18 protein-coding genes are annotated in these 19,090 nt (G+C 68.5%); 7 read left to right on the plus strand and 11 right to left on the minus strand.

Features of this window, described 5'->3' with window-relative positions; all coding sequences use genetic code 11:
• Positions 1-478: 478 nt before the first annotated feature.
• Together K0O62_RS19755 and K0O62_RS19760 are read left to right on the plus strand one after the other, a co-directional pair.
• Complete coding sequence (locus K0O62_RS19755) at positions 479-2,410, plus strand: cellulase family glycosylhydrolase (RefSeq protein WP_109789050.1); 1,932 nt, start codon at positions 479-481, stop codon at positions 2,408-2,410.
• A 128-nt stretch (positions 2,411-2,538) separates the two neighbouring features.
• Entirely contained in the window at positions 2,539-3,345 is an 807-nt protein-coding gene (locus K0O62_RS19760) for a hypothetical protein (RefSeq protein ID WP_073853458.1), read from the plus strand.
• Between the two features lies 1 nt (position 3,346).
• Here K0O62_RS19760 and K0O62_RS19765 read toward each other — a convergent pair whose 3' ends face one another.
• The 7 genes from K0O62_RS19765 to K0O62_RS19795 form a co-directional block, all read right to left on the minus strand.
• Positions 3,347-5,038 carry a cation:proton antiporter gene (locus tag K0O62_RS19765; protein ID WP_073854325.1) on the minus strand — a complete coding sequence of 564 codons (1,692 nt, stop codon included), beginning with the start codon at positions 5,036-5,038 and terminating at the stop codon, positions 3,347-3,349.
• Between the two features lie 43 nt (positions 5,039-5,081).
• Positions 5,082-5,876 carry an Fpg/Nei family DNA glycosylase gene (locus K0O62_RS19770; RefSeq protein ID WP_073853456.1) on the minus strand — a complete coding sequence of 265 codons (795 nt, stop codon included), beginning with the start codon at positions 5,874-5,876 and terminating at the stop codon, positions 5,082-5,084.
• A 12-nt stretch (positions 5,877-5,888) separates the two neighbouring features.
• Positions 5,889-6,368, minus strand: coding sequence for a ribose-5-phosphate isomerase (locus tag K0O62_RS19775; protein WP_073853454.1), 480 nt, complete (start codon positions 6,366-6,368; stop codon positions 5,889-5,891).
• A gap of 5 nt (positions 6,369-6,373) precedes the next feature.
• Complete coding sequence (locus tag K0O62_RS19780; protein WP_079244475.1) at positions 6,374-7,369, minus strand: oxygenase MpaB family protein; 996 nt, start codon at positions 7,367-7,369, stop codon at positions 6,374-6,376.
• A 79-nt stretch (positions 7,370-7,448) separates the two neighbouring features.
• Positions 7,449-8,408, minus strand: coding sequence for an isopenicillin N synthase family dioxygenase (locus K0O62_RS19785; RefSeq protein WP_073853452.1), 960 nt, complete (start codon positions 8,406-8,408; stop codon positions 7,449-7,451).
• On the minus strand, positions 8,405-8,851 hold the full coding sequence (locus K0O62_RS19790) for a nucleoside deaminase (RefSeq protein WP_073853450.1): 447 nt from the start codon (positions 8,849-8,851) through the stop codon (positions 8,405-8,407). Before K0O62_RS19790 ends, K0O62_RS19785 begins: the two co-directional genes overlap by 4 nt.
• The gene (locus K0O62_RS19795; protein WP_073853448.1) at positions 8,848-10,245 is read right to left on the minus strand and encodes a purine-cytosine permease family protein; all 1,398 of its coding nucleotides are present in this window, start codon (positions 10,243-10,245) and stop codon (positions 8,848-8,850) included. Before K0O62_RS19795 ends, K0O62_RS19790 begins: the two co-directional genes overlap by 4 nt.
• Positions 10,246-10,456: 211 nt before the next feature.
• Here K0O62_RS19795 and mgtE point away from each other — a divergent pair, with 211 nt between their 5' ends.
• Complete coding sequence (mgtE, locus tag K0O62_RS19800) at positions 10,457-11,818, plus strand: magnesium transporter (protein WP_073853446.1); 1,362 nt, start codon at positions 10,457-10,459, stop codon at positions 11,816-11,818.
• A gap of 27 nt (positions 11,819-11,845) precedes the next feature.
• On the opposite strand, the gene K0O62_RS19805 is transcribed toward mgtE, so the two are convergent.
• A complete protein-coding gene (locus K0O62_RS19805) occupies positions 11,846-12,466 on the minus strand; it encodes a mycothiol-dependent nitroreductase Rv2466c family protein (protein WP_073853444.1) in 621 nt (206 codons plus the stop codon).
• A gap of 96 nt (positions 12,467-12,562) precedes the next feature.
• On the opposite strand from K0O62_RS19805, the gene pepN reads away from it, so the two are divergent.
• Positions 12,563-15,148, plus strand: coding sequence for an aminopeptidase N (gene pepN, locus K0O62_RS19810; protein ID WP_073853442.1), 2,586 nt, complete (start codon positions 12,563-12,565; stop codon positions 15,146-15,148).
• Positions 15,149-15,238: 90 nt separating this feature from the next.
• Positions 15,239-15,616, plus strand: a complete 378-nt coding sequence (locus tag K0O62_RS19815; protein ID WP_097933441.1) for an HNH endonuclease — start codon at positions 15,239-15,241, stop codon at positions 15,614-15,616.
• 52 nt (positions 15,617-15,668) lie between these two features.
• Here K0O62_RS19815 and K0O62_RS19820 read toward each other — a convergent pair whose 3' ends face one another.
• From K0O62_RS19820 to K0O62_RS19830, 3 genes are read right to left on the minus strand one after another with little or no spacing between them, the layout of a single operon-like run.
• Positions 15,669-16,145, minus strand: coding sequence for a DUF5130 domain-containing protein (locus tag K0O62_RS19820; RefSeq protein ID WP_073853438.1), 477 nt, complete (start codon positions 16,143-16,145; stop codon positions 15,669-15,671).
• Complete coding sequence (gene ctaJ / locus K0O62_RS19825; protein WP_073853436.1) at positions 16,132-16,335, minus strand: aa3-type cytochrome oxidase subunit CtaJ; 204 nt, start codon at positions 16,333-16,335, stop codon at positions 16,132-16,134. The genes K0O62_RS19820 and ctaJ overlap by 14 nt, the downstream gene beginning before the upstream one ends.
• Before the next feature lie 52 nt (positions 16,336-16,387).
• Positions 16,388-17,032 (minus strand): HNH endonuclease, encoded by a 645-nt coding sequence (locus K0O62_RS19830; RefSeq protein ID WP_073854321.1) that lies wholly within the window; start codon positions 17,030-17,032, stop codon positions 16,388-16,390.
• 140 nt (positions 17,033-17,172) lie between these two features.
• On the opposite strand from K0O62_RS19830, the gene K0O62_RS19835 reads away from it, so the two are divergent.
• Together K0O62_RS19835 and K0O62_RS19840 are read left to right on the plus strand one after the other, a co-directional pair.
• The gene (locus tag K0O62_RS19835) at positions 17,173-17,568 is read left to right on the plus strand and encodes a globin (protein ID WP_073853434.1); all 396 of its coding nucleotides are present in this window, start codon (positions 17,173-17,175) and stop codon (positions 17,566-17,568) included.
• Positions 17,568-19,082 carry a glycoside hydrolase family 13 protein gene (locus tag K0O62_RS19840; protein ID WP_073853432.1) on the plus strand — a complete coding sequence of 505 codons (1,515 nt, stop codon included), beginning with the start codon at positions 17,568-17,570 and terminating at the stop codon, positions 19,080-19,082. Before K0O62_RS19835 ends, K0O62_RS19840 begins: the two co-directional genes overlap by 1 nt.
• The last annotated feature ends 8 nt before the right edge of the window (positions 19,083-19,090 follow it).

A 19,090-nucleotide genomic window follows, 5' to 3' on the forward strand; every position in this document is an offset into this window, starting at 1 on the left:
CGAAGCACCTGGTAGGCCGCGTCCTACCAGGTGGGGAGGCCTCCGGACCCGGTTGGCCGTACCCGCGCCCACAACCCTGCTCGACGCCGCCCGCGGGCTGTGCCGGCGCGGCGGCGGGCAGGCGGTCCTGGCGCATTCGGATCTGGATTCTCCGATGATGGCGCGGTGGGCAGCGGCGCGCGGCGCGGGTGCGGGGACAGAGCGCGCCGGCGTCAAGATCGTTCGCCCAGCAGCGCCGGCTCATCGCTAAGACGCCGCCCCGCCACCTGAGCGGCTTGACCACGAAACTTCCGAAGATCAACCTTCTTCGAGCGAATTACTTTCTACCACAACAATATTCGCTTAGTCAGACGAAGCGATATCTGTCGGTTCAACGCATCCGCGATTACCTGTCGAACGGCTCCCCGGCGCAGCAGATCGGGCTAGCGTCGCACCTGGCGGCGCTGGCGCCAGCCATCGGTTTTCGGTCGGAGTCCTCATGAGCAAACCAACCTTCAGGCTCGCCACTCGACGGACCATGGCGGCCGTCGCCACGGTCTCGGCGCTGGCCTTGGTGTGCGCCACCACCGAGCAGCGTCCGCCGATCGACCCGCCGACGAGATCCGATCCGGTCGAGCTGACCGCCGCGATCGTCGAGTCACCGACCACAGTGGGTGTCGCCGACTCGGATGTCATGCGCACGGGCAGTATCGAAGAAGTCGATCGTCATCTCGACCTGCTTCAGTCCATCGGCGTGCAGAACGTGCGCGTCGGCATCTCCTGGTACGCCACCCAGAGTTCGGCGAACAGTGACTTCGTCTGGACCAGCACCGACTACGTGATCGAGGAGGCATACCGGCGCGGAATGGGCGTGCTCGGCGTGCTCCACGAAACTCCGGCATGGGCGGGACGCCCGCCGCTGGCCGGCATGCCCGACCCAGCAGCCTTCGGCGCGTTCGCCGGCGCCGTCGCCGAGAGGTACCAGGGCAAGGTCTCGGCATTGGAAGTCTGGAACGAGCCGAATGGCCGGATCTTCCTCGACCCTTTGGACCCGGCCGGGTACACCGCGATGCTGCGAGCGGCCTATACGGCGATCAAGGCGCACGACGACCTCGACGATCCCGACGACGACATCACCGTCATCGCCGGAGGGCTGGGCTCCGGCCGAACCGTCCCCGGCGTCAGCATCAATCCGGTCGACTATCTGCAGGGCATGTACGCCGCCGGGGCCCACGGTTATTTCGACGCCCTCGCCTTCCACCCCTACCAGCGGGACATCCCGTTCTCCCAGGGCGAGTCCGAACGTAACTCGCCGATCCTGCAGCTTCGCGCGATCAGGGAGCTGATGCGACTCAACGGCGACGGCGAGCTGAAGGTGTGGGCCAGCGAGTACGGCCTGTCGACGGCGCCCTTCAATCCGCTGTTGCCCTTGCAGTACAACTCGCTGCGCAAACAGGCGCGGTTCATCGCGGATTTCTTGTCCAACTGGCAGAACGAAGAGGGCACCGGCCCGATGTTCATCTATTCGACGATCGACCTGAATTCCGCCAGCTTCAACAGCGAGAAGAACTTCGGCCTGTTCTATTCGGACGGGACGCCCAAGCCCGCAGTCAAGGTCATCGTCGACTTCCTCAACGGAGCGGACCTCGATCTCCCCCGCCGCAATCTGTTCGACGAGGTCAAGGCGATCCTGGACGGCACGCTCAGATTCGGCGGCGCGGTGATCCGGGGTGCGGTGGACGTGCTGGCCGGTGTCACGATCGGCCTGGTCAGTGGCATCGCATCGGTGGCGTCGTGGGTGCTGGGCGACACCTGGCTGGTGAACACCCCCAGAGCGGTGCTGACGGCCGTGGTGCACCTGATCGCCGACGGCGTCACCGGCACCGTGAACCGGATCGGCGATGCGATCAGCCACGCCTTGGGTATCGAGCGGCCGGGGCCGGGCACCAACCGGACGTCAACCGGTGCGGCCATCGTCGAATCGCCGACCGCCGCGGACGCCATGCCCGGTTCCGGTGAACCCGACGAGCCCGGGACCCTCCGACACGATGCAGCCGAAACCAGGGTGACCGAGGCGGTGGACCGACAAGCGGTAGCCGTCGAGCCGGCCCGCACCGAACCGGAGACCACCGACACCCACAGCCTGGCCCCGGAGAGCCCAGAATCCGAGCTCGCCGATGTGGACCCGAGCGAACAGCCCGCCGGCCCGGCGGAACTCCCGGCCGACCTCGGCGCCGAGGAACTCGAGGAATCCGAGGGGCAGCCCGCCGAAAACGAGTCCGAGACCAACACCTCCGACGACGTGGACGCCGACGATGTCGACGCCGATGTGGACGGCGGCGTGGACGCCGACGATGTGGACGCCGGCCCCACACCGTCCGCGGCGACCGCACACGGATCGGACGCGCCGGCACCGATCGGCGCGCACTGACGGGGTGGCCGCCCCCCCACCTCCAGCCGGCCGCCACGGACACCCCGTATCCAGGTGCCCGTCGCCCCGTCCGGTTCGCTGTGTTCACGCTCAGGAACACCGGGCTTCCTGTCGGTACGCTGGACGCCATGAACGGCGTGCTGCTCATCCTCATCGTCATGGTCATTGCGGTCATCGCCTTCGTCGTCTTCAACTCCTCGCAGGCCAACGGCCGCCGGTCCGCCGAGTCGCTGGCCGACGCCCAGGCCGATGCCCGCCGCGTGATCGAGCGGCTCGGCGGTCAGGTGCTGAACCTGAACGGGACCGACGATGCGTCCAAGCAGGCCATGGCCGACGCCTCCGAGCGCTACACCGCGGCGTCGTCGCAGATCGACCAGGCGACCACCGTCAAGCAGGCCGCGCTGGCCAAGGAGAGTGCCGTCGAGGGGCTCTACTACGTGCGCGCCGCACGCGTCGCGATGGGGATGGATCCCGGGCCGGAACTGGAATCCCTTGCCGGCCAACGCTCTGCAGGCGCCGTCACCGAGGACCGGCGGGTCGAGTTCGAGGGCCGCCAGATCGAGGCCTCCCCCACACCGTCCGAGCGCACCCCCAACTACTACCCCGGCGGGCGCGTCGCGGGCCGCCCGGTCCCCGCGGGCTGGTACTCCGAGCCGTGGTGGAAGCCGGCCCTGGTGGCCGGCGCCTGGGGTCTCGGCTCGGCTCTGCTGTTCAGCACCATGTTCAGCGGCATGGCGGGTGTCGGCTACGACGCCCAGGCCTTCGAGAACGGCAACGGCGACGGCTTCCAGGACGGCCTCGACCAGGGCCAGCTCGGCGACGGCGGGGGCGACTTCGGCGGTGACCAGGGTGGCTGGGGCGGCGACAGCGGCGGTGGCGGCTGGGATGGCGGCGGCGACTTCGGTGGCGGCGACTTCGGCGGGTTCGACTTCTAGATCACAGCCGGCTCTCCAGGCGCGCGGTCACACCGGCCTCCTGTAGGTCGAGGCGCTCCAGCATGGCGCGCACCGCTTCGTCCTCGATACGGCCCTCGTCGCGTTCGGCGATCAGGGCGGCGCGCTGGGCGGCCAGCACCGAGCGGTAGACCCCGGAGAACACCTCCGCGCGTGTGGTGTGCGCCTCGGGGTCGGGCATCTCATCGGCGTCCTGGGCATGCCGGGCGATCACCGCGCGGATCTCCCGGCCCAGTTCGGGATCGACCCCGGCCGGCGGGTTGGCCCGGAACTCCGCGAGCACCTCTTCGGCGGCGTCGTGCACCACCTGCTCACATTTGAGCTCCTCGGCCCGATCCGCCGCGTGATCGTCGTTGAACCGGGACAACTGCAACCGCTTGATCAGCAGCGGTAGCGTCCAGCCCTGGATCAACAGGGTGCCGATCGCGACCACGAACGCGATCGCCTGGATGGTGGCCCGCTCAGGGAACGGCTGTCCGCTGACCGTCGTCACCGGGATGGCGGCCGCGGCGGCCAGCGTGACCACCCCGCGCATCCCGGTCCACGAGACCACCACGTTCTCCTGCCAGGTCAGGGTGCGCCGGTCGATCTTGGACCGCCACCTGCGTTCCTCCCCACGCTGTTTCGCGCGGACCCGTCCGCCGCGGAGTTCGCCCTCCGGGACGGGGACGCTCCATTTCGCCTCGACGTGCCGGGCCAGCTTGCTGCGCCCGAACATCAGCAGCACCGACAGCGGCCGGATGACCAGCACGATCAGCAGCACGATGATGGAGGCGCCCAGCACCTCCCACACCGATTCGTGTGCCTGCTTCAGGTCCTCCAGCACGAACCGCAGGTGCAGGCCGATGTAGGCGAACACGAACGCCTCCAGCAGCACGTCCACCGAGTTCCACACGTAGCGTTCCTGCAACCGGGTCTGGTAGCCGGCCGACAGGGTGCCGTTGCCGACCACGAAGCCGGCCACCACCACGGCGAGCACGCCCGAGGCGTGGATCTCCTCGGCCAGGATGAACGCGGCGAACGGCACCACCAGACCCTGCACCGTCTCCAGGCCGGGGTTGGCCAGCCGCTTGCGGATCCACAGCGTGATGTAGCCGAGCAGCCCGCCGACCATCGGCCCGATCAGCGCGCTGTAGGTGAACAGCAGGAACGGGTTGGCGATGAAGGTGTGGGTACCGGCCACGTGCGCCACCGCGATGCTGAACAGGGTCAGCGCGGCGGCGTCGTTGATCAGGCTCTCCCCCGTCAGGATCGCCATCACCTTCTTGGGCAGGCCGAGCTTGCGGCCGACGGCGACGGCGGTGACCGCGTCCGGCGGCGCCACGATGGCGCCCAGCACCAGGGCGGTCGCGAACGTCAGCGGCACCACCACCAGCCATGACGACACCAGCGCCACGGCAAACGCGGTCACCACGACCAGACCGACACCCAGACCGAGAATCGGCCGGATATTGCGCAGGAACGTCGGGAACGAGAAGTTCAACGCCGCCGAGTACAGCAACGGTGGCAGTACCACGGTCAGCAGGATGTGCGAATCCAGTTCCGGCGGTTCGAAATCCGGCAGGAACGAGACCGCGATGCCGACCACCACGATGATCAGCGCGGGTTCCAGCCCCCGCCGCTGCGAGATGGCGGTGACGACGATCGCTCCGACGACGACGAGGATGAGTTCCACACCGAGATTCTCCACGGTCGTCGCGATCGACGCTGAGCGCGCGTCAGGTCTGGCAGGTCGGGCACCAGAACACGTTGCGAGCCTCCAGTTCTGCGGTGCGCACCGGCGTTGCGCACACCCGGCAGGGATCACCGGCGCGCCGGTAGACGTAGGTGCGCGGCCGGCCGGGTCCGTAGGGCGGGGCGCCGTGATCGTGCTCCGGGCGGACCACCACGATCTTGCCGCGGCGCACCCCGACCTTCATCAACTCGACCAGGTCCCGCCACATCGCCGCGAACTCGTCGGCGTCGATCTCGGTGCCGGGGCGGTACGGGTCGATCTGATGCCGGAACAGCAGCTCGCTGCGATAGACGTTGCCGACGCCCGCGATCACCGTCTGGTCCATCAGAAGTGCGCCGATGGTCCTGCGGGACTTGCTGATTCGGGACCACGCCCGGGCCGGGTCGGCGTCGGGGCGCAACGGGTCGGGTCCCAGCCGGGCCGCCACGTCGTCGACGGCGCCGGCGTCGATCACCTCGCACACCGTCGGCCCGCGCAGGTCGGTGCCGTACTCGGCGCCGATCATCCGCATCCGGACCTGCCCGACGGGCTCATCCAGCGGCAGCGGCGCCTCGGTGAAGCTGCCGTACAGGCCGAGATGAATGTGCACCACGTGCCCGCCGTCGTAATGGTGGAACAGGTGCTTGCCCCACGCGTCGGCGCGGCGCAGCACGCGTCCGTTCACCGCGGCCGCGCCGTCGTCGAACCGCCCCTGCGGGCTGGACACGAGGACCGGCTTACGGCCGAATCGCTTCTGATGCAGCCGGGCCAGCCGGTGCAGGGTGTGCCCCTCTGGCATGTATCAAGCCGGTCAGGCGGGCGCGCCGGGCACCGGGGGCGCGACGTGGTCCACCTCGTAGGCGGCCAGGATGTCGATGCGGCGCTGGTGACGCTCGGCCTCCGACCACGGGGTGGACAGGAAGGCGTCGACGATGGCCAGCGCCTCCTCCTCGCTGTGCATGCGGCCACCGAGGCCCATCAGCTGCGCGTTGTTGTGCTCGCGGGCCAGCTTCGCGGTCTCCACGCTCCAGGCCAGCGCGCACCGGGCGCCGGGCACCTTGTTGGCCGCGATCTGCTCGCCGTTGCCCGAACCGCCGAGCACGATGCCCAGGCTCTCGGGGTCGGCGACGGTCTTGACCGCGGCGTCGATGCAGAACGCGGGGTAGTCGTCGTCGGCGTCGTAGGCGTAGGCACCGCAGTCGATCGGCTCGTGGCCACTCTTCTGCAGATGCTCGATGATGGTCTTCTTGAACTCGAATCCGGCGTGATCGGCACCGATGTAGACGCGCATGGCGCCTACCCTACTTCGCGGCGCAGACCGGTTTCCGAATCACCCGACTTGTCCCGCGACCGCCTGGCGAACAGCCGGGCGCCTCCCCCGTCGCGGACCATGGTCTCCAGGATGCGGGTCTTGCCGAGCACCGGCATGCCGAGCCGACGCCGGGTCCGGAAGTCGAGGACCTGGAGGCGGTAGGCGACCTGCATGGCGTACGGGTTGATGACGGTGTCGATGACCCGCAGCACCTTGAGCACGCGCTGCAGCCGGCGTTGATCGGCCTCGGTCCAGTCCCAACCCATCATCTCGCGGAACTCCGGCGGCAGTGTGGCGCGGGTCATGAATCGGTAAGGCGGGGCGCCGATTCGGGCCAGCAGATAACCGGCCGGCCCCCACGCCTCACCGACGAAGGACAGGTCCGACAGGGTCATGAACTCGTGGTGCACCACCGGGTCGATCGACAGGTTGGGCAGCATCGCGTCCCAGCGACGGCGGTACTCCGCCCAGGTCTGCGGCCACTCCGAGGACCGCACGTTGACCCCGGTGGCCAGCGGTTCGCCCGCCCGGATCAGTTCGTCGAGGGTGGCTTCGTCGAGTTCGCCGTGCACCAATGTGTATTGGTCGAGGAAGAACCGGAACAGGCACATGGCGACCCAGACCTGCAGCTCGCGGCTGTTTCCGCTGTAGCGCACCGGGCTGTGCTCGGTCGAGTGCACGTGATTGTGCACCTCGGCGACGGCCTGGCGCATGACATCGCGGTCCTGCTCGCTGCCCATGACCGCCAACGCGAGGTATTGGCCGGTGGTGCGGGCCCGCTTGAGCGGGTACCGCCGCGGGCTGCCGGATGCCACCCGGCTCTCGCTGACGCCGTGCCCCACCGGCGGCAACGAGAGCTGCATGATGATGTTCGCCACGCCGTTGGTGAGCCCGACGGTCGTCAGCAGATCCCGCAACTCGCGCGGCGGCGGTCGACGCGATATGGCTGGCCGCGGGTTGCCTCGGGTCGGCACGCGCATGTTGCACCCCACAATCTGAAAACGTTTGTTTCCTGATTGTGCGTGGCGGTGCGTCCCGCGTCAACGGTCCGGTGCCGGGTCAGGCCACCGTGATGGCGTCCAGCCGTTCCTTGATGAAATCGGCCGAGGTCACCGGGTCCAGTCCAGCAACCCGACCGATGGGCGGCTCCAGCGGGGTGACGAGAGCGTCGTGGTTGGCCTCGTAGAAGTAGATCAGCGAGACCAGGTCCTCCTCCGGGGCGTGCGGCTGCGGCGGCAGCACCCGGTGCCGACCGGACGGCCAGCGCCGTCCGCTCCAGTACTCCAGCAGGTCACCGATGTTGACCGTCAGCGCGCCGGGCTCCCACGGCGCGTCCTCCCAGCCCGCCTCCTCCGAATAGACCTGCAGCCCACCGGCGCCCGGCTCGCGGTCCAACACGGTGACGGTTCCGAAATCGGTGTGCGGGCCGATCCGGAACTGGCCCGGTTCCGGCTCACCGACCACGCTCACCGGCGGGTAGTGGTTGATGTTCATCGTCCAGGTCGGCCGGCTCGCCAGGGCTGCGAACGGGTTGTGCGGCAGCCCAAGCGCTCTCGCGAACAGGGCGAGCAGGTCATCGGAGAGCCTGCGCATGGCCGTGGTGTACTCGTCGACCAACGCCTGTAGATGCGCGACCTCGGACGGCCACACGTTGGGCGCGAACCAGATGCGGTCCACTTCGGGGTCCCCGGTCTGCGTCTCGGCACCCAGGCTGAAACTCTCCTTGAGATCCGGTGGCGTCTCGGTGCCCTCGGCATAGGCATTGGCCTCGGCACCCGGGCCGATCCAGCCGTGACCGCCCACCGGCACCGAATAGCGTTCCTTCACCTCGGTGGGCAGCGCGAAGAACTCGCGGCTCGCGGCGCGCACCGCCGCCGCCAGGTCGGCGTCCACCCCGTGCCCGGTGACCACGATGAAACCGGCCCGCTGCAGCCCCTCGTCGACCTCCGCGGCCAGCCGATCGGCGTCCGGACCGCCGCGGTACCACCGCGAGACGTCAACGGTCGCAATTGCACTCATTCAGCCACTCCGATGTCCTCGTTCCACAGGTCGGGCCGCGCCGCGATGAAATCCTCCATCATCGTCACGCACCGCTGATCGTCGAGCACGGTGACCTGCACGCCGTTTTCGGCCAGCCAGTCATGGCCACCGGTGAAGGTGCGACTCTCCCCGATCAGCACCGCTCCGATGTTGAACTGGCGCACCAGCCCGCTGCAGTACCAGCACGGTGACAGGGTCGTCACCATGATGGTCGAACGGTAGTCGCGTTGCCGGCCGGCATTACGGAAGGCGTCGGTCTCGCCGTGCACCGACGGGTCGTCGTCCTGTACCCGCTTGTTGTGGCCGCTGCCCAGCAGTACGCCGTCGGCGGTGAACAATGCCGCGCCGATCGGAATTCCGCCTTCTGCCAGTCCTTTTCGGGCCTCCTCGACGGCGACGTCGAGCATCTGTTCCGGGGTCATGCGGTCACCTTCTCGGCGGTGATCTTGGACCGGCAGAGCAGCAGGTAGGAGCCGGCGGCGAGCAGGAAACCGACGAAGAACCCGATGTCCCCCAGATCGGGCACCGCCCGGACGACAAATCCCACGAAACGCTCCTGATTGCAGAACAGCAGGAATGACACCACCAGACCGATCAGGAACGACAGTAGCCCCGGCCAGTTGGAATACGTGTGGTCATAGAGGAATCCGTCGACGCGATGCCCGCGGCGCAGATACTGGTCGGCGAACACCACGCCGAGCCAGGGCCCGACCCAGTACGCGATCAGCAGCAGGAACGCCTCGTAGCTGGCGGCGGCGTCCGCCAGCGCCCACCAGGCGACCAGGAAACCGGCCACCCCGAAGAACACGGTCGCGCTCGCCCGCGCGATATGGGCGGGCAGTTTGACGCCGGTGGTGACGAAGGCCATCCCGGCCGAGTAGACGTTGATCGCGTTGGCCGCCACCGCGCCGATCGCGATGGCCAGCAGCGTCGCGGCGGCCAGCCAACCGGGCAGCGAACCGGTGAAGGCGTCGGTCGGGTTGTCCGAGACCGCGGCGGTGACGATGGTGACCGAGGCGGCGCCGACGATCGCCAGCACCGAACTGGCCAAAAAGAGTCCGGTCGCGGCGAACAGGCCGGTACGCGCCGGTGACACCGTGCTGGGCAGGTACCGGCTGAAGTCCGCGGCGTACGGCGTCCAGCCCGCGACGTAGCCGAAGGTGGCGCCCACCGTCAGCAGGAAGCCACCCAGCCCGCCGACGCCGCCCTCGACGGCCGGTGCGCCCAGATCGGCCTTGGACATGATCATCACCGAGGTGATCGCGAAGATCACCGCGAGCACCGGGAACGCCCACCGCTCGAAGGCCTGCACCAGGTTGTGCCCGAAGAAGGCCAGCGCAGTCTGCACCACCACCACCAGCAGCAGGGCCAGCAGCGGTGCGAGTCCGAACAGCGTCGAGAGTGCGAAGGCGGCGCTGATGCTGTTGGTGGCGAACCAGCCCACCCCGGCGGTGATCGCCATCAGCGTCGAGGGCACGGCATTTCCCTTGTAGCCGAAGGCCAGCCGACCCGCCACCATCTGCGGCACCCCGAGACGGGGCCCGCGGGCCGACAGGAACCCATGCGCCACCGCGCCGAGCCCGGTGCCGATGATGATGCCGGCCGCGGCCTGCCAGAAGTTCATGCCGAAGTAGGAGACCGAGAGCACGCCCAGGAAGATGGTGGCGAACTCCAGATTGGGCGACGCCCAGGTCCAGACCAGTTGACTGGGACGCCCGTGCCGATCGGCCTCGGCGATGAATTCGTTGCCGCCGGGTTCGACCGCGACGATGCGGTCCCGGTAGGTGCCGTCGGTGGTGGGCTCAGCCGCTGTCATTCTGAGCACTTTGACGCGCCCGGCACCTGCTTGCAACCGGAACGACGGAAATTCACAACTACGGATTCCGTTGCCGGCCTCCTCCGAGACACCCGCCCGACAGTTCCCGTTCACCGGAAAATGCCGTGTCGGACAGGCCATCCCGGACGTCGTCATCCGACGGCGGGACACGTTAGATTGTCTTCGCAATCGAGGAGATTTGGAGACCCTGATGGGCAGCACCGCCGCGCCGTCGATACGGCAGGCCATTGCCGGTGACACCGTGACCGACTGGCTCGCGTCGGTCAAGGATCCCGCCGAGCGCTCCCACCAGCTGGCCAGGCTGGCCACCGAGGACCTGCGTGCGCTCGGCCCGCTGCTCGACCACGACGGCGCCTCCGATCTGTTCGAAGCCGTCGACGACGAGCTGGCGGCGCGGGTACTGGCGGCGATGGCCGCCGGGGACGCCGCCGCCCTGGTGGAGGTCCTCGACCTCGACCACGCCGCCGACATTCTGCGCGAGATCAAGGCGGGCCCACGTGAGCGGCTGCTCTCGGCGCTGCCGCAGGACCGTGCCGAAGCGCTGCGCGGTCTGCTGAGCTGGCCCGAGGATTCGGTGGCGGCGCACATGGTGCCCGAGGCGCTGACGGTGCGCCCGGATATGACCATCGGCGACGCGGTCCAGGCGTTACGCAGCGACGCCGCCACCCTGCGCAGCGATTCCCGCAGCGGCGCTTACGTTTACGTGACCGACGCCGACCGCCGGCTGCTGGGTGTGCTCGCGTTCCGCGATCTGGTGCTGGCCGACCCGCAGGAGGCGGTGGCGGCGCTGACCGACACCGATGTGCTGTCGGTGTCGCCGCTGACCGATGCCGAGGACGCCGCGCAGGCGTTGATGGACTACAACCTGGTCGCGGTGCCGGTGGTAGACGCCGACAACCGGCTGCTGGGCATCCTGACCGAGAACACCGCCGGTGAGATCACCGAAGAGGAGGCCACCGAGGACGCCGAACGCCAGGGCGGTTCGGAGCCCCTGGAGGTGCCCTATCTGCGGGCCTCCCCGTGGTTGTTGTGGCGCAAGCGGGTCGGTTGGTTGCTGCTGCTGTTCGTCGCCGAGGCCTACACCGGCACGGTGCTGCGCCACTTCGAGGAGGAGATGGAGGCGGTCGTCGCGCTGGCGTTCTTCATCCCGCTGCTGATCGGCACCGGCGGCAACACCGGCACCCAGATCACCACCACGCTGGTGCGCGCGATGGCCACCGGTCAGGTCCGGCTGCGCGATGTGCCCGCCGTGCTGGCCAAGGAGATGTCCACCGGCATGATGATCGCGCTGACCATGGCGCTGGCGGCACTCATCCGGGCCTGGATGCTCGGGGTCGGCCCGGAGATCACCCTGACCGTCACGCTGACGGTGGCGGCCATCGTGCTGTGGTCGTCGTTCGTGGCGTCGATCCTGCCGCCGGTGCTCAAGAAGTGCCGCATCGACCCGGCCGTGGTGTCCGCACCGCTGATCGCCACCGTCGTCGACGGCACCGGACTGATCATCTACTTCATGATCGCCCACGCGACGCTGTCCCAGCTGCAGGGGCTGTGACCGCGCCGTCCCCTCAGCCCGCTCGGATCAGTCGAATTCGGGGCGCTCGGTGCGGCTGCGCTTGAGCTCCCAGAAGTGCGGGTAGGAGGCGAAGGTCACCGACGCGTCCCACAGCTTGCCGGCTTCCTCACCACGCGGGATGCGGGAGAGCACCGGGCCGAAGAACGCGACACCGTTGACGTGGATGGTGGGGGTGCCGACGTCGTCGCCGACGGCGTCCATCCCGGCGTGATGGCTCTTGCGCAGCGCGTCGTCGTACTTGTCGGTGTGCGCGGCCTCGGCCAATTCGGCGGGCAGCCCGACCTGCTCCAGGGACTTCTTGATCACATCGTCGAGGTCCTGGTTGCCCTCGTTGTGGATCAGCGTGCCCATCGCGGTGTACAGCGGGGACAGGATCTCCTTGCCATGGGCCTGCTCGGCGGCGATGGCCACCCGCACCGGGCCCCAGGCCGCCTTCATCTTCTCGGCGTACTCCTCGGGCAGGTCGCGGCCCTCGTTGAGCACCGCCAGGCTCATCACGTTGAAATCCACGTCGATGTCACGAACCTTCTCCACCTCGAGGATCCAGCGCGAGGTGATCCAGCACCACGGGCACAGCGGATCGAACCAGAACCCCGCGATGCCCTTTTCTGCGTCCTTGGCTGCCATGCGAACGGTCCTCTCGATCAGGTGGAATGAGCCTCCACGACGGCACAACTCTCGTCACTCGGCATATGTTCCCGGCATGGGACTAGGTTGGTCGACGTGGCACTTCCCAATCTGACTCGCGACCAGGCCGCCGAGCGCGCAGCGCTGGTGACCGTCGACAATTACCGCATCGACCTGGACCTGACAACCGGCGACCGAACGTTCCGATCGGTGACCACCGTGACGTTCTCCGCGCTGGCTGGGGCGGACACCTACATCGACATCGCCGCCGACACGATCCACAGCGCGACCCTCAACGGTCACGCGCTCGACGTCTCCGGCTACGACGAGTCCGCCGGAATCGCCCTGTCCGGGCTGGCCGGGCACAACGAACTGGTCGTGGACGCCGACTGCCTCTACTCCAACACCGGCGAGGGTCTGCACCGCTTCGTCGACCCGGTCGACAACGAGGTGTACCTCTACTCGCAGTTCGAGACCGCGGACGCAAAACGCATGTTCGCCTGTTTCGATCAGCCCGATCTGAAGGCGACCTTCGACGTCACCGTCACTGCGCCCCAGCACTGGCAGGTCATCTCCAACGGGGCGACCGCCTCCACCGGAGCCGCCCCGGCGGCGACATCAGACTCCGCGGCGGTCCATAAATTCGTCACCACCCCGAAGATGAGCACCTACCTGGTGGCGCTGATCGCCGGCCCGTACGCCCGCTGGGACGACGTCTACGCCGACGAGCACGGCGAGATCCCGCTGGGCATCTTCTGCCGGGCCTCGCTGGCCGAGTTCATGGACGCCGAGCGGTTGTTCACCGAGACCAAACAGGGCTTCGGCTTCTACCACCGCAACTTCGGTGAACCGTATGCGTTCGGCAAGTACGACCAGCTGTTCGTGCCGGAGTTCAACGCCGGTGCCATGGAGAACGCCGGCGCGGTGACCTTCCTGGAGGACTACGTCTTCCGGTCCAAGGTCACCCGCTACAGCTACGAGCGACGCGCCGAGACCGTGCTGCACGAGATGGCGCACATGTGGTTCGGCGATCTGGTCACCATGCAGTGGTGGGATGACCTGTGGCTCAACGAATCCTTCGCGACCTTCGCCTCGGTGCTGTGCCAGGCCGAGGCCACCGAATACAAGCAGGCCTGGACGACGTTCGCGAACGTGGAGAAGTCCTGGGCCTACCGACAGGACCAGCTGCCCTCCACCCACCCGGTGGCCGCCGACATCCCGGACCTGCATGCGGTCGAGGTGAACTTCGACGGCATCACCTACGCCAAGGGCGCCAGCGTGCTCAAGCAGCTGGTGGCCTACGTCGGCCTGGAAGCGTTCCTGGCCGGGCTGCGCGACTACTTCCGCGACCACGCGTTCGGCAACGCCACCTTCGGGGATCTGCTCGGCGCCCTGGAGAAGTCGTCCGGCCGTGACCTCTCCGGGTGGGGCCGGCAGTGGCTCAAGACCACCGGACTGAACACCCTGCGCGCCGACTTCGACGTCGACGCCGAGGGCAAGTTCACCCGGTTCGCGGTGGAGCAGTCCGGCGCCGCACCCGGTGCCGGCGAGACACGCGTGCACCGCCTGGCGGTGGGCATCTACGACGAGGACGACTCCGGCAAGCTGGTGCGGGTACACCGCGAGGAACTCGACGTGGCGGGCTCCCGCACCGATGTGCCTGCGCTGGTGGGGGTTTCGCGTGGGCAGTTCATACTGGTCAACGATGACGACCTGACCTACTGCTCGTCGCGGCTGGATGCGCAGTCCCTGCAGACCGTGCTGACCCGGATCGCCGACATCGCCGACCCGCTGCCCCGCACGCTGGCCTGGTCGGCGGCCTGGGAGATGACCCGGGAAGCCGAGATGAAGGCTCGCGACTTCGTCACGCTGGTCATCGGCGGTATCCACGGTGAGACCGAAGTCGGTGTGGCGCAACGACTGCTGCTGCAGGCCCAGACCGCGCTGAACTCCTACGCCGACCCTGCCTGGGCGGCCGAGATCGGCTGGCCGGCGTTCGGTGACGCACTGTTGGACCGGGCCCGCGAGTCGGCGCCCGGGTCGGATCATCAGCTGGCGTTCGTCAACGCGCTGTGCACCTCGGTGCTCTCGCCCAACCACATCGCGGTGCTCTCCACGCTGCTCGACAACGAACCCGCCGAGGTCAACCTGGCCGGGCTGGTGATCGACACCGATCTGCGCTGGCGGATCGTGACCGCGCTCGCCGCGGCCGGGGTGATCGACGCCGACGGTAGCGAGCATCCGTTCATCGACGCCGAGGCCGAGCGGGACCCGACGGCCGCCGGTAAGCGCAACGCGGCCGCCGCGGCCGCGGCGCGACCCCAGGTGACGGTCAAGAACGCGGCCTGGCAGCAGGTGATCGAGGACGACACGCTGGCCAACATCACCACCCGGGCCATCGTGGGCGGCTTCAACCAGCCGGGCCAGGCCGCGGTGCTGGCCCGGTTCCGGGACCTGTACTTCGCCTCCATCCCGGGGGTGTGGGAGCGCCGGTCCAGTGAGGTCGCCCAGACCGTGGTGATCGGCCTGTACCCGTCCTGGGACATCAGTCAGGGCGGGCTGGACGCCGCGGATGCCTTCCTGTCCGGCCCGGACGTGCCGCCGGCCCTGCACCGGCTGGTGCTGGAGGGGCGCGCCGGGGTGGAGCGCTCACTGCGGGCCCGCGCCTTCGACGTGAACTGATCACCCGCGAGCGACCGCGTCTGTCCGCCGACACGCCGTCGGGCGCGTGCAAACGCGGTCGCTCACCGGGCAGTGCCTACGCTTTCGGCCATGGCGGCCACCAACAGTCGACGGGCCCGAGCGGCGCGCAGGCGCACCCGGCGGGTCAAGGCCGTCGTCAACGACCTCACCGACGAGCAGTGGGCCGCACTCAAACTCGCCTGGAACGGCTGCGCCTACTGCGGTGTCGCCGACAAACCCATGCAGCGCGACTGCGTCATGGCGATCTCCCGCGGCGGCCGCTACACCATCGACAATGTGGTGCCCGCCTGTGCGGCCTGCAATGCGAGCAAGTGCAATGACGAGGTCACCGGGTGGATGCGCCGCAAACGCCTCGATGAGCGGGCGTTCCTGGAGCGCTACATCGAGATCCGCAAGGCCATGATCCCAACCCCGACGGTGACGACCCCGACCGAGCTGAGCTCATAACGCAAGCAGCCCCGGTATCGACATGCGATACCGGGGCCGATGCAACAAACGGTCAGCGCGGCGAAACCGCCGCGGAGGTCACGTTCACGGCGCTCACCAGAGCGTCGATCAGGTTGCCGTCGCGCAGCGAGCCGAGCGCGGCGGAGATGCCGAGCGGTGCTGCGGTCTCGATCCCGCGGCCCTTCACATCCTCGCCGTAGACGACCTCGATGGCCTTCTGGTTCGGCGACACCGCCAACAGCACGGCGTTGTTCGGGGTGGGCACCTTGGCCAGGATCTCGCGGGCGGTCGCCGCGGTATCGGCGCCGAGGTCGCCGATGTACACCGCGAAGCGGGTCTTCGAGTACCGCGAGCCGTACTTCAGCGCGTCGTCGAGGGCGACCAGGTCCTTGACCGAGAACGGGTAGTGCAGCGACAGCTCGCCCGGCTCGGTGACTCCCGAGATCCGGCCGCTGCTGGTCACCGCGTAACCGTAGGGCAGCTCGACGTCGGTGCTGGTGGTCGCGACTGCATGACTACCACTTGCCACTTGCTCCACCTCCCACCGTCACGTGATCGCCGTGACCGCCATGGCCGTGATCCGCCGGCTCGTCGGCCGCCCACAGGATCGGGTCATGCGTCCACTCGTCGGAAAGCTTGTATGACTCAGGGTGCGGTCCCTTGTGGCGGAAGGCCACCGCGGCCAACACCACAAAAACCAGCAGCGGGACCCCACCCATCAGGGAATGGGAAAGTGCTGTGCTCACGAGGCAAACCGTATCGCAGCGCCGATCACGCCGCGCCCTCACCCAGATATCTGACCCAGGAAGGGTCCAAGTCCTTCACCGAGGACAGCAGTCGCCAGTGCTGTCCCTTGGGCGGCATGGGCACCGATCGCAGCGACCAGCCCAGCTCGGCCAGCAGCCGGTCGGCCTTGCGATGGTTGCACGCCGAGCAGGCCGCCACGCAGTTCTCCCAGGAATGCTCCCCGCCCCGGCTGCGCGGCACCACATGGTCGACGGTGTCGGCCTTCTGCCCGCAGTACGCGCAGCGGAACCGGTCGCGGTGCATCAGCGCCGCGCGCGTCATCGGGATGCGGGCGCGGTAGGGCACCCGGACGAACGTGCGCAGCCGGATGACCGAGGGCACCACGATCGAACGGGTCGCGGAGTGGATGACCGGGCCGGACGGGTCGTCGTGCACCACGTCGGCCTTGCCGCACATCAGCATGATCACGGCGCGGCGCATCGGCAGCGCGGTCAGTGGTTCGTAGGTGGAGTTCAGCAGCAGCACCCGGCGCCGCCCCCACACGGAGGCGTCGTGGCCGGGCGCGGGCAGCACCTCGACGCTGTGCAGAGGGCGATTGGGCACATGGGCGCCCGCTGGGCCGGGTACGTGTCCGGTCCGTCGGGTATGGCTTTTTTTGCTGTGCGCCATGGAGCCTCCGAGGAGATAGTCCACCACGGATCCCGGAGATGCGCACGATATTTCTTCGTGTGTTCGCAGGTCAGTCCGATGAACACGAGGTGACCAGACCGCCGTGCCCGGCGCCGGCGCATATCGGCCACAATGGTGGCGTGACCCAGCCGCAACGCTCGTTCTACGACGAAGTCGGAGGACACGCAACGTTCACCGCGATCGTGGCGCGGTTCTACGAATTGGTGCGCGAGGACGAGATCCTGCTGCCGCTGTATCCCGAGGACGACATCGACGGCGCCGAGGAGCGGCTGCGACAGTTCCTGGAGCAGTACTGGGGCGGCCCCCGCACCTATTCCGACCAGCGCGGCCATCCCCGGCTGCGGATGCGGCACTCGCCGTTCCGGATCGGCTTCCTGGAGCGCGACGCCTGGCTGCGCTGCATGCACACCGCGGTCGCCTCGATCGACTCGCAGACCCTCGACGACGCGCACCGCAGGGCACTGCTGGACTACCTGGAGATGGCCGCCGAGTCGATGGTGAACTCTTCTTTCTGATGTCTCAGTGGTGGACGAGGGCCGTGTTCTACCAGGTCTATCCACGCTCGTTCGCCGACAGCAACGGCGACGGGGTCGGGGATCTGGACGGCATCGCCGACCGGCTGGACTATCTCGCCGACCTCGGCGTGCAGGCGCTGTGGCTCAACCCGGTGATGGTGTCCCCGATGGCCGACCACGGCTACGACGTCGCCGACCCCCGCGACGTGGATCCGCTGTTCGGTGACCTCGATGCGCTGGACCGGTTGATCGCCGCGGCGCACGCCCGGGACATCAAGGTCACCATGGACCTGGTGCCCAACCACACCAGCTCGGCGCACCCGTGGTTCACCGAGGCGCTGGCCGATCCGTCCCGGCGGGACCGCTATATCTTCCGCGACGGTGTCGGGGACCGCCCACCCAACAACTGGCTGTCGGTGTTCGGCGGCCCGGCCTGGACCCGGGTGCCCGACGGGCAGTGGTACCTGCACCTGTTCGACAGCGCCCAGCCGGACCTGAACTGGGACAACCCCGAGGTCTTCGACGACATCGAGAAGACGCTGCGGTTCTGGCTGGACCGCGGCGTGGACGGGTTCCGCATCGACGTCGCGCACGGCATGGCCAAGTCCCCCGATCTACCCGATATGGCGCTCACCGAGACCGGCCTGCTGCGCAGCCGTGCCGACGACCCACGGTTCGACAACGACGATGTGCACGAGATCCACCGGTTCATCCGCCGGGTGCTCGACGACTATCCGGAGGCGGTGACCGTCGGCGAGATCTGGGTGCACGGCAACGAGCAGTTCGCCAAATACCTGCGCTCCGACGAGCTGCATCTGGGTTTCAGCTTCCGCCTCGTCCAGGCCGACTTCGATGCCGAGGAGATCCGGGCCGCCATCGACAACGGCTTGGCGGCCGCCGCCCTGGCCGGTGCGGCGCCGACCTGGACGCTGTCCAACCACGACGTGCCGCGTGAGGTCACCCGGTACGGCGGGGGCGCCCGAGGGGTGGCGCGGGCCCGCGCGATGGCGCTGGTGATGCTCGCGCTGCCCGGTTCGGTGTTCATCTACAACGGCTCCGAACTCGGGCTGCCCGACGCCGACCTGCCCGACGAGGTCCTCCAGGACCCGGTGTGGGAGCGGTCGGGGCGCACCGAACGCGGCCGTGACGGCGCCCGGGTGCCGATGCCGTGGAGTGGCACCGAGCCGCCGTTCGGCTTCTCGAGTTCACCCGACACCTGGTTGCCGATCCCCGCGGACTGGGCGCCCTTGACCGTGGAACGTCAGCTCGCCGATCCGGATTCGGTGCTGGCACTATACCGGCGGGCCATCGGATTACGCGCCGGCCGAACCGAATTCGACGGCGACGACATCGACTGGATCGGTGCGACGACGTTCCGGCTGCCCGGCGGGCTGATCTGTGCGCTCAACGCCGGGACCACCCCGGTCGCCCTGCCCGCGGGCGAGGTGCTGTTGGTCAGCGGGCCGCTGGTGGGCGGGAAACTGGCCCCCGACACCGCGGCCTGGCTGGTGTGATTTCGGCG

This window comes from Mycolicibacterium diernhoferi (assembly GCF_019456655.1).
GTDB lineage: Bacteria > Actinomycetota > Actinomycetes > Mycobacteriales > Mycobacteriaceae > Mycobacterium > Mycobacterium diernhoferi.

Excerpts from the sequence above, each read along its gene's own strand:
- mgtE (WP_073853446.1), top strand. The coding sequence starts at position 10,457 with ATGGGCAGCACCGCCGCGCCGTCGATACGGCAGGCCATTGCCGGTGAC.
- K0O62_RS19775 (WP_073853454.1), bottom strand. The coding sequence starts at position 6,368 with ATGCGCGTCTACATCGGTGCCGATCACGCCGGATTCGAGTTCAAGAAG.
- K0O62_RS19770 (WP_073853456.1), bottom strand. The coding sequence starts at position 5,876 with ATGCCAGAGGGGCACACCCTGCACCGGCTGGCCCGGCTGCATCAGAAG.
- K0O62_RS19780 (WP_079244475.1), bottom strand. The coding sequence starts at position 7,369 with ATGCGCGTGCCGACCCGAGGCAACCCGCGGCCAGCCATATCGCGTCGA.
- ctaJ (WP_073853436.1), bottom strand. The coding sequence starts at position 16,335 with ATGGGTGGGGTCCCGCTGCTGGTTTTTGTGGTGTTGGCCGCGGTGGCC.
- K0O62_RS19805 (WP_073853444.1), bottom strand. The coding sequence starts at position 12,466 with ATGGCAGCCAAGGACGCAGAAAAGGGCATCGCGGGGTTCTGGTTCGAT.
- K0O62_RS19815 (WP_097933441.1), top strand. The coding sequence starts at position 15,239 with ATGGCGGCCACCAACAGTCGACGGGCCCGAGCGGCGCGCAGGCGCACC.
- K0O62_RS19790 (WP_073853450.1), bottom strand. The coding sequence starts at position 8,851 with ATGACCCCGGAACAGATGCTCGACGTCGCCGTCGAGGAGGCCCGAAAA.
- K0O62_RS19830 (WP_073854321.1), bottom strand. The coding sequence starts at position 17,032 with ATGGCGCACAGCAAAAAAAGCCATACCCGACGGACCGGACACGTACCC.
- K0O62_RS19755 (WP_109789050.1), top strand. The coding sequence starts at position 479 with ATGAGCAAACCAACCTTCAGGCTCGCCACTCGACGGACCATGGCGGCC.
- K0O62_RS19785 (WP_073853452.1), bottom strand. The coding sequence starts at position 8,408 with ATGAGTGCAATTGCGACCGTTGACGTCTCGCGGTGGTACCGCGGCGGT.
- K0O62_RS19760 (WP_073853458.1), top strand. The coding sequence starts at position 2,539 with ATGAACGGCGTGCTGCTCATCCTCATCGTCATGGTCATTGCGGTCATC.
- K0O62_RS19840 (WP_073853432.1), top strand. The coding sequence starts at position 17,568 with ATGTCTCAGTGGTGGACGAGGGCCGTGTTCTACCAGGTCTATCCACGC.
- K0O62_RS19795 (WP_073853448.1), bottom strand. The coding sequence starts at position 10,245 with ATGACAGCGGCTGAGCCCACCACCGACGGCACCTACCGGGACCGCATC.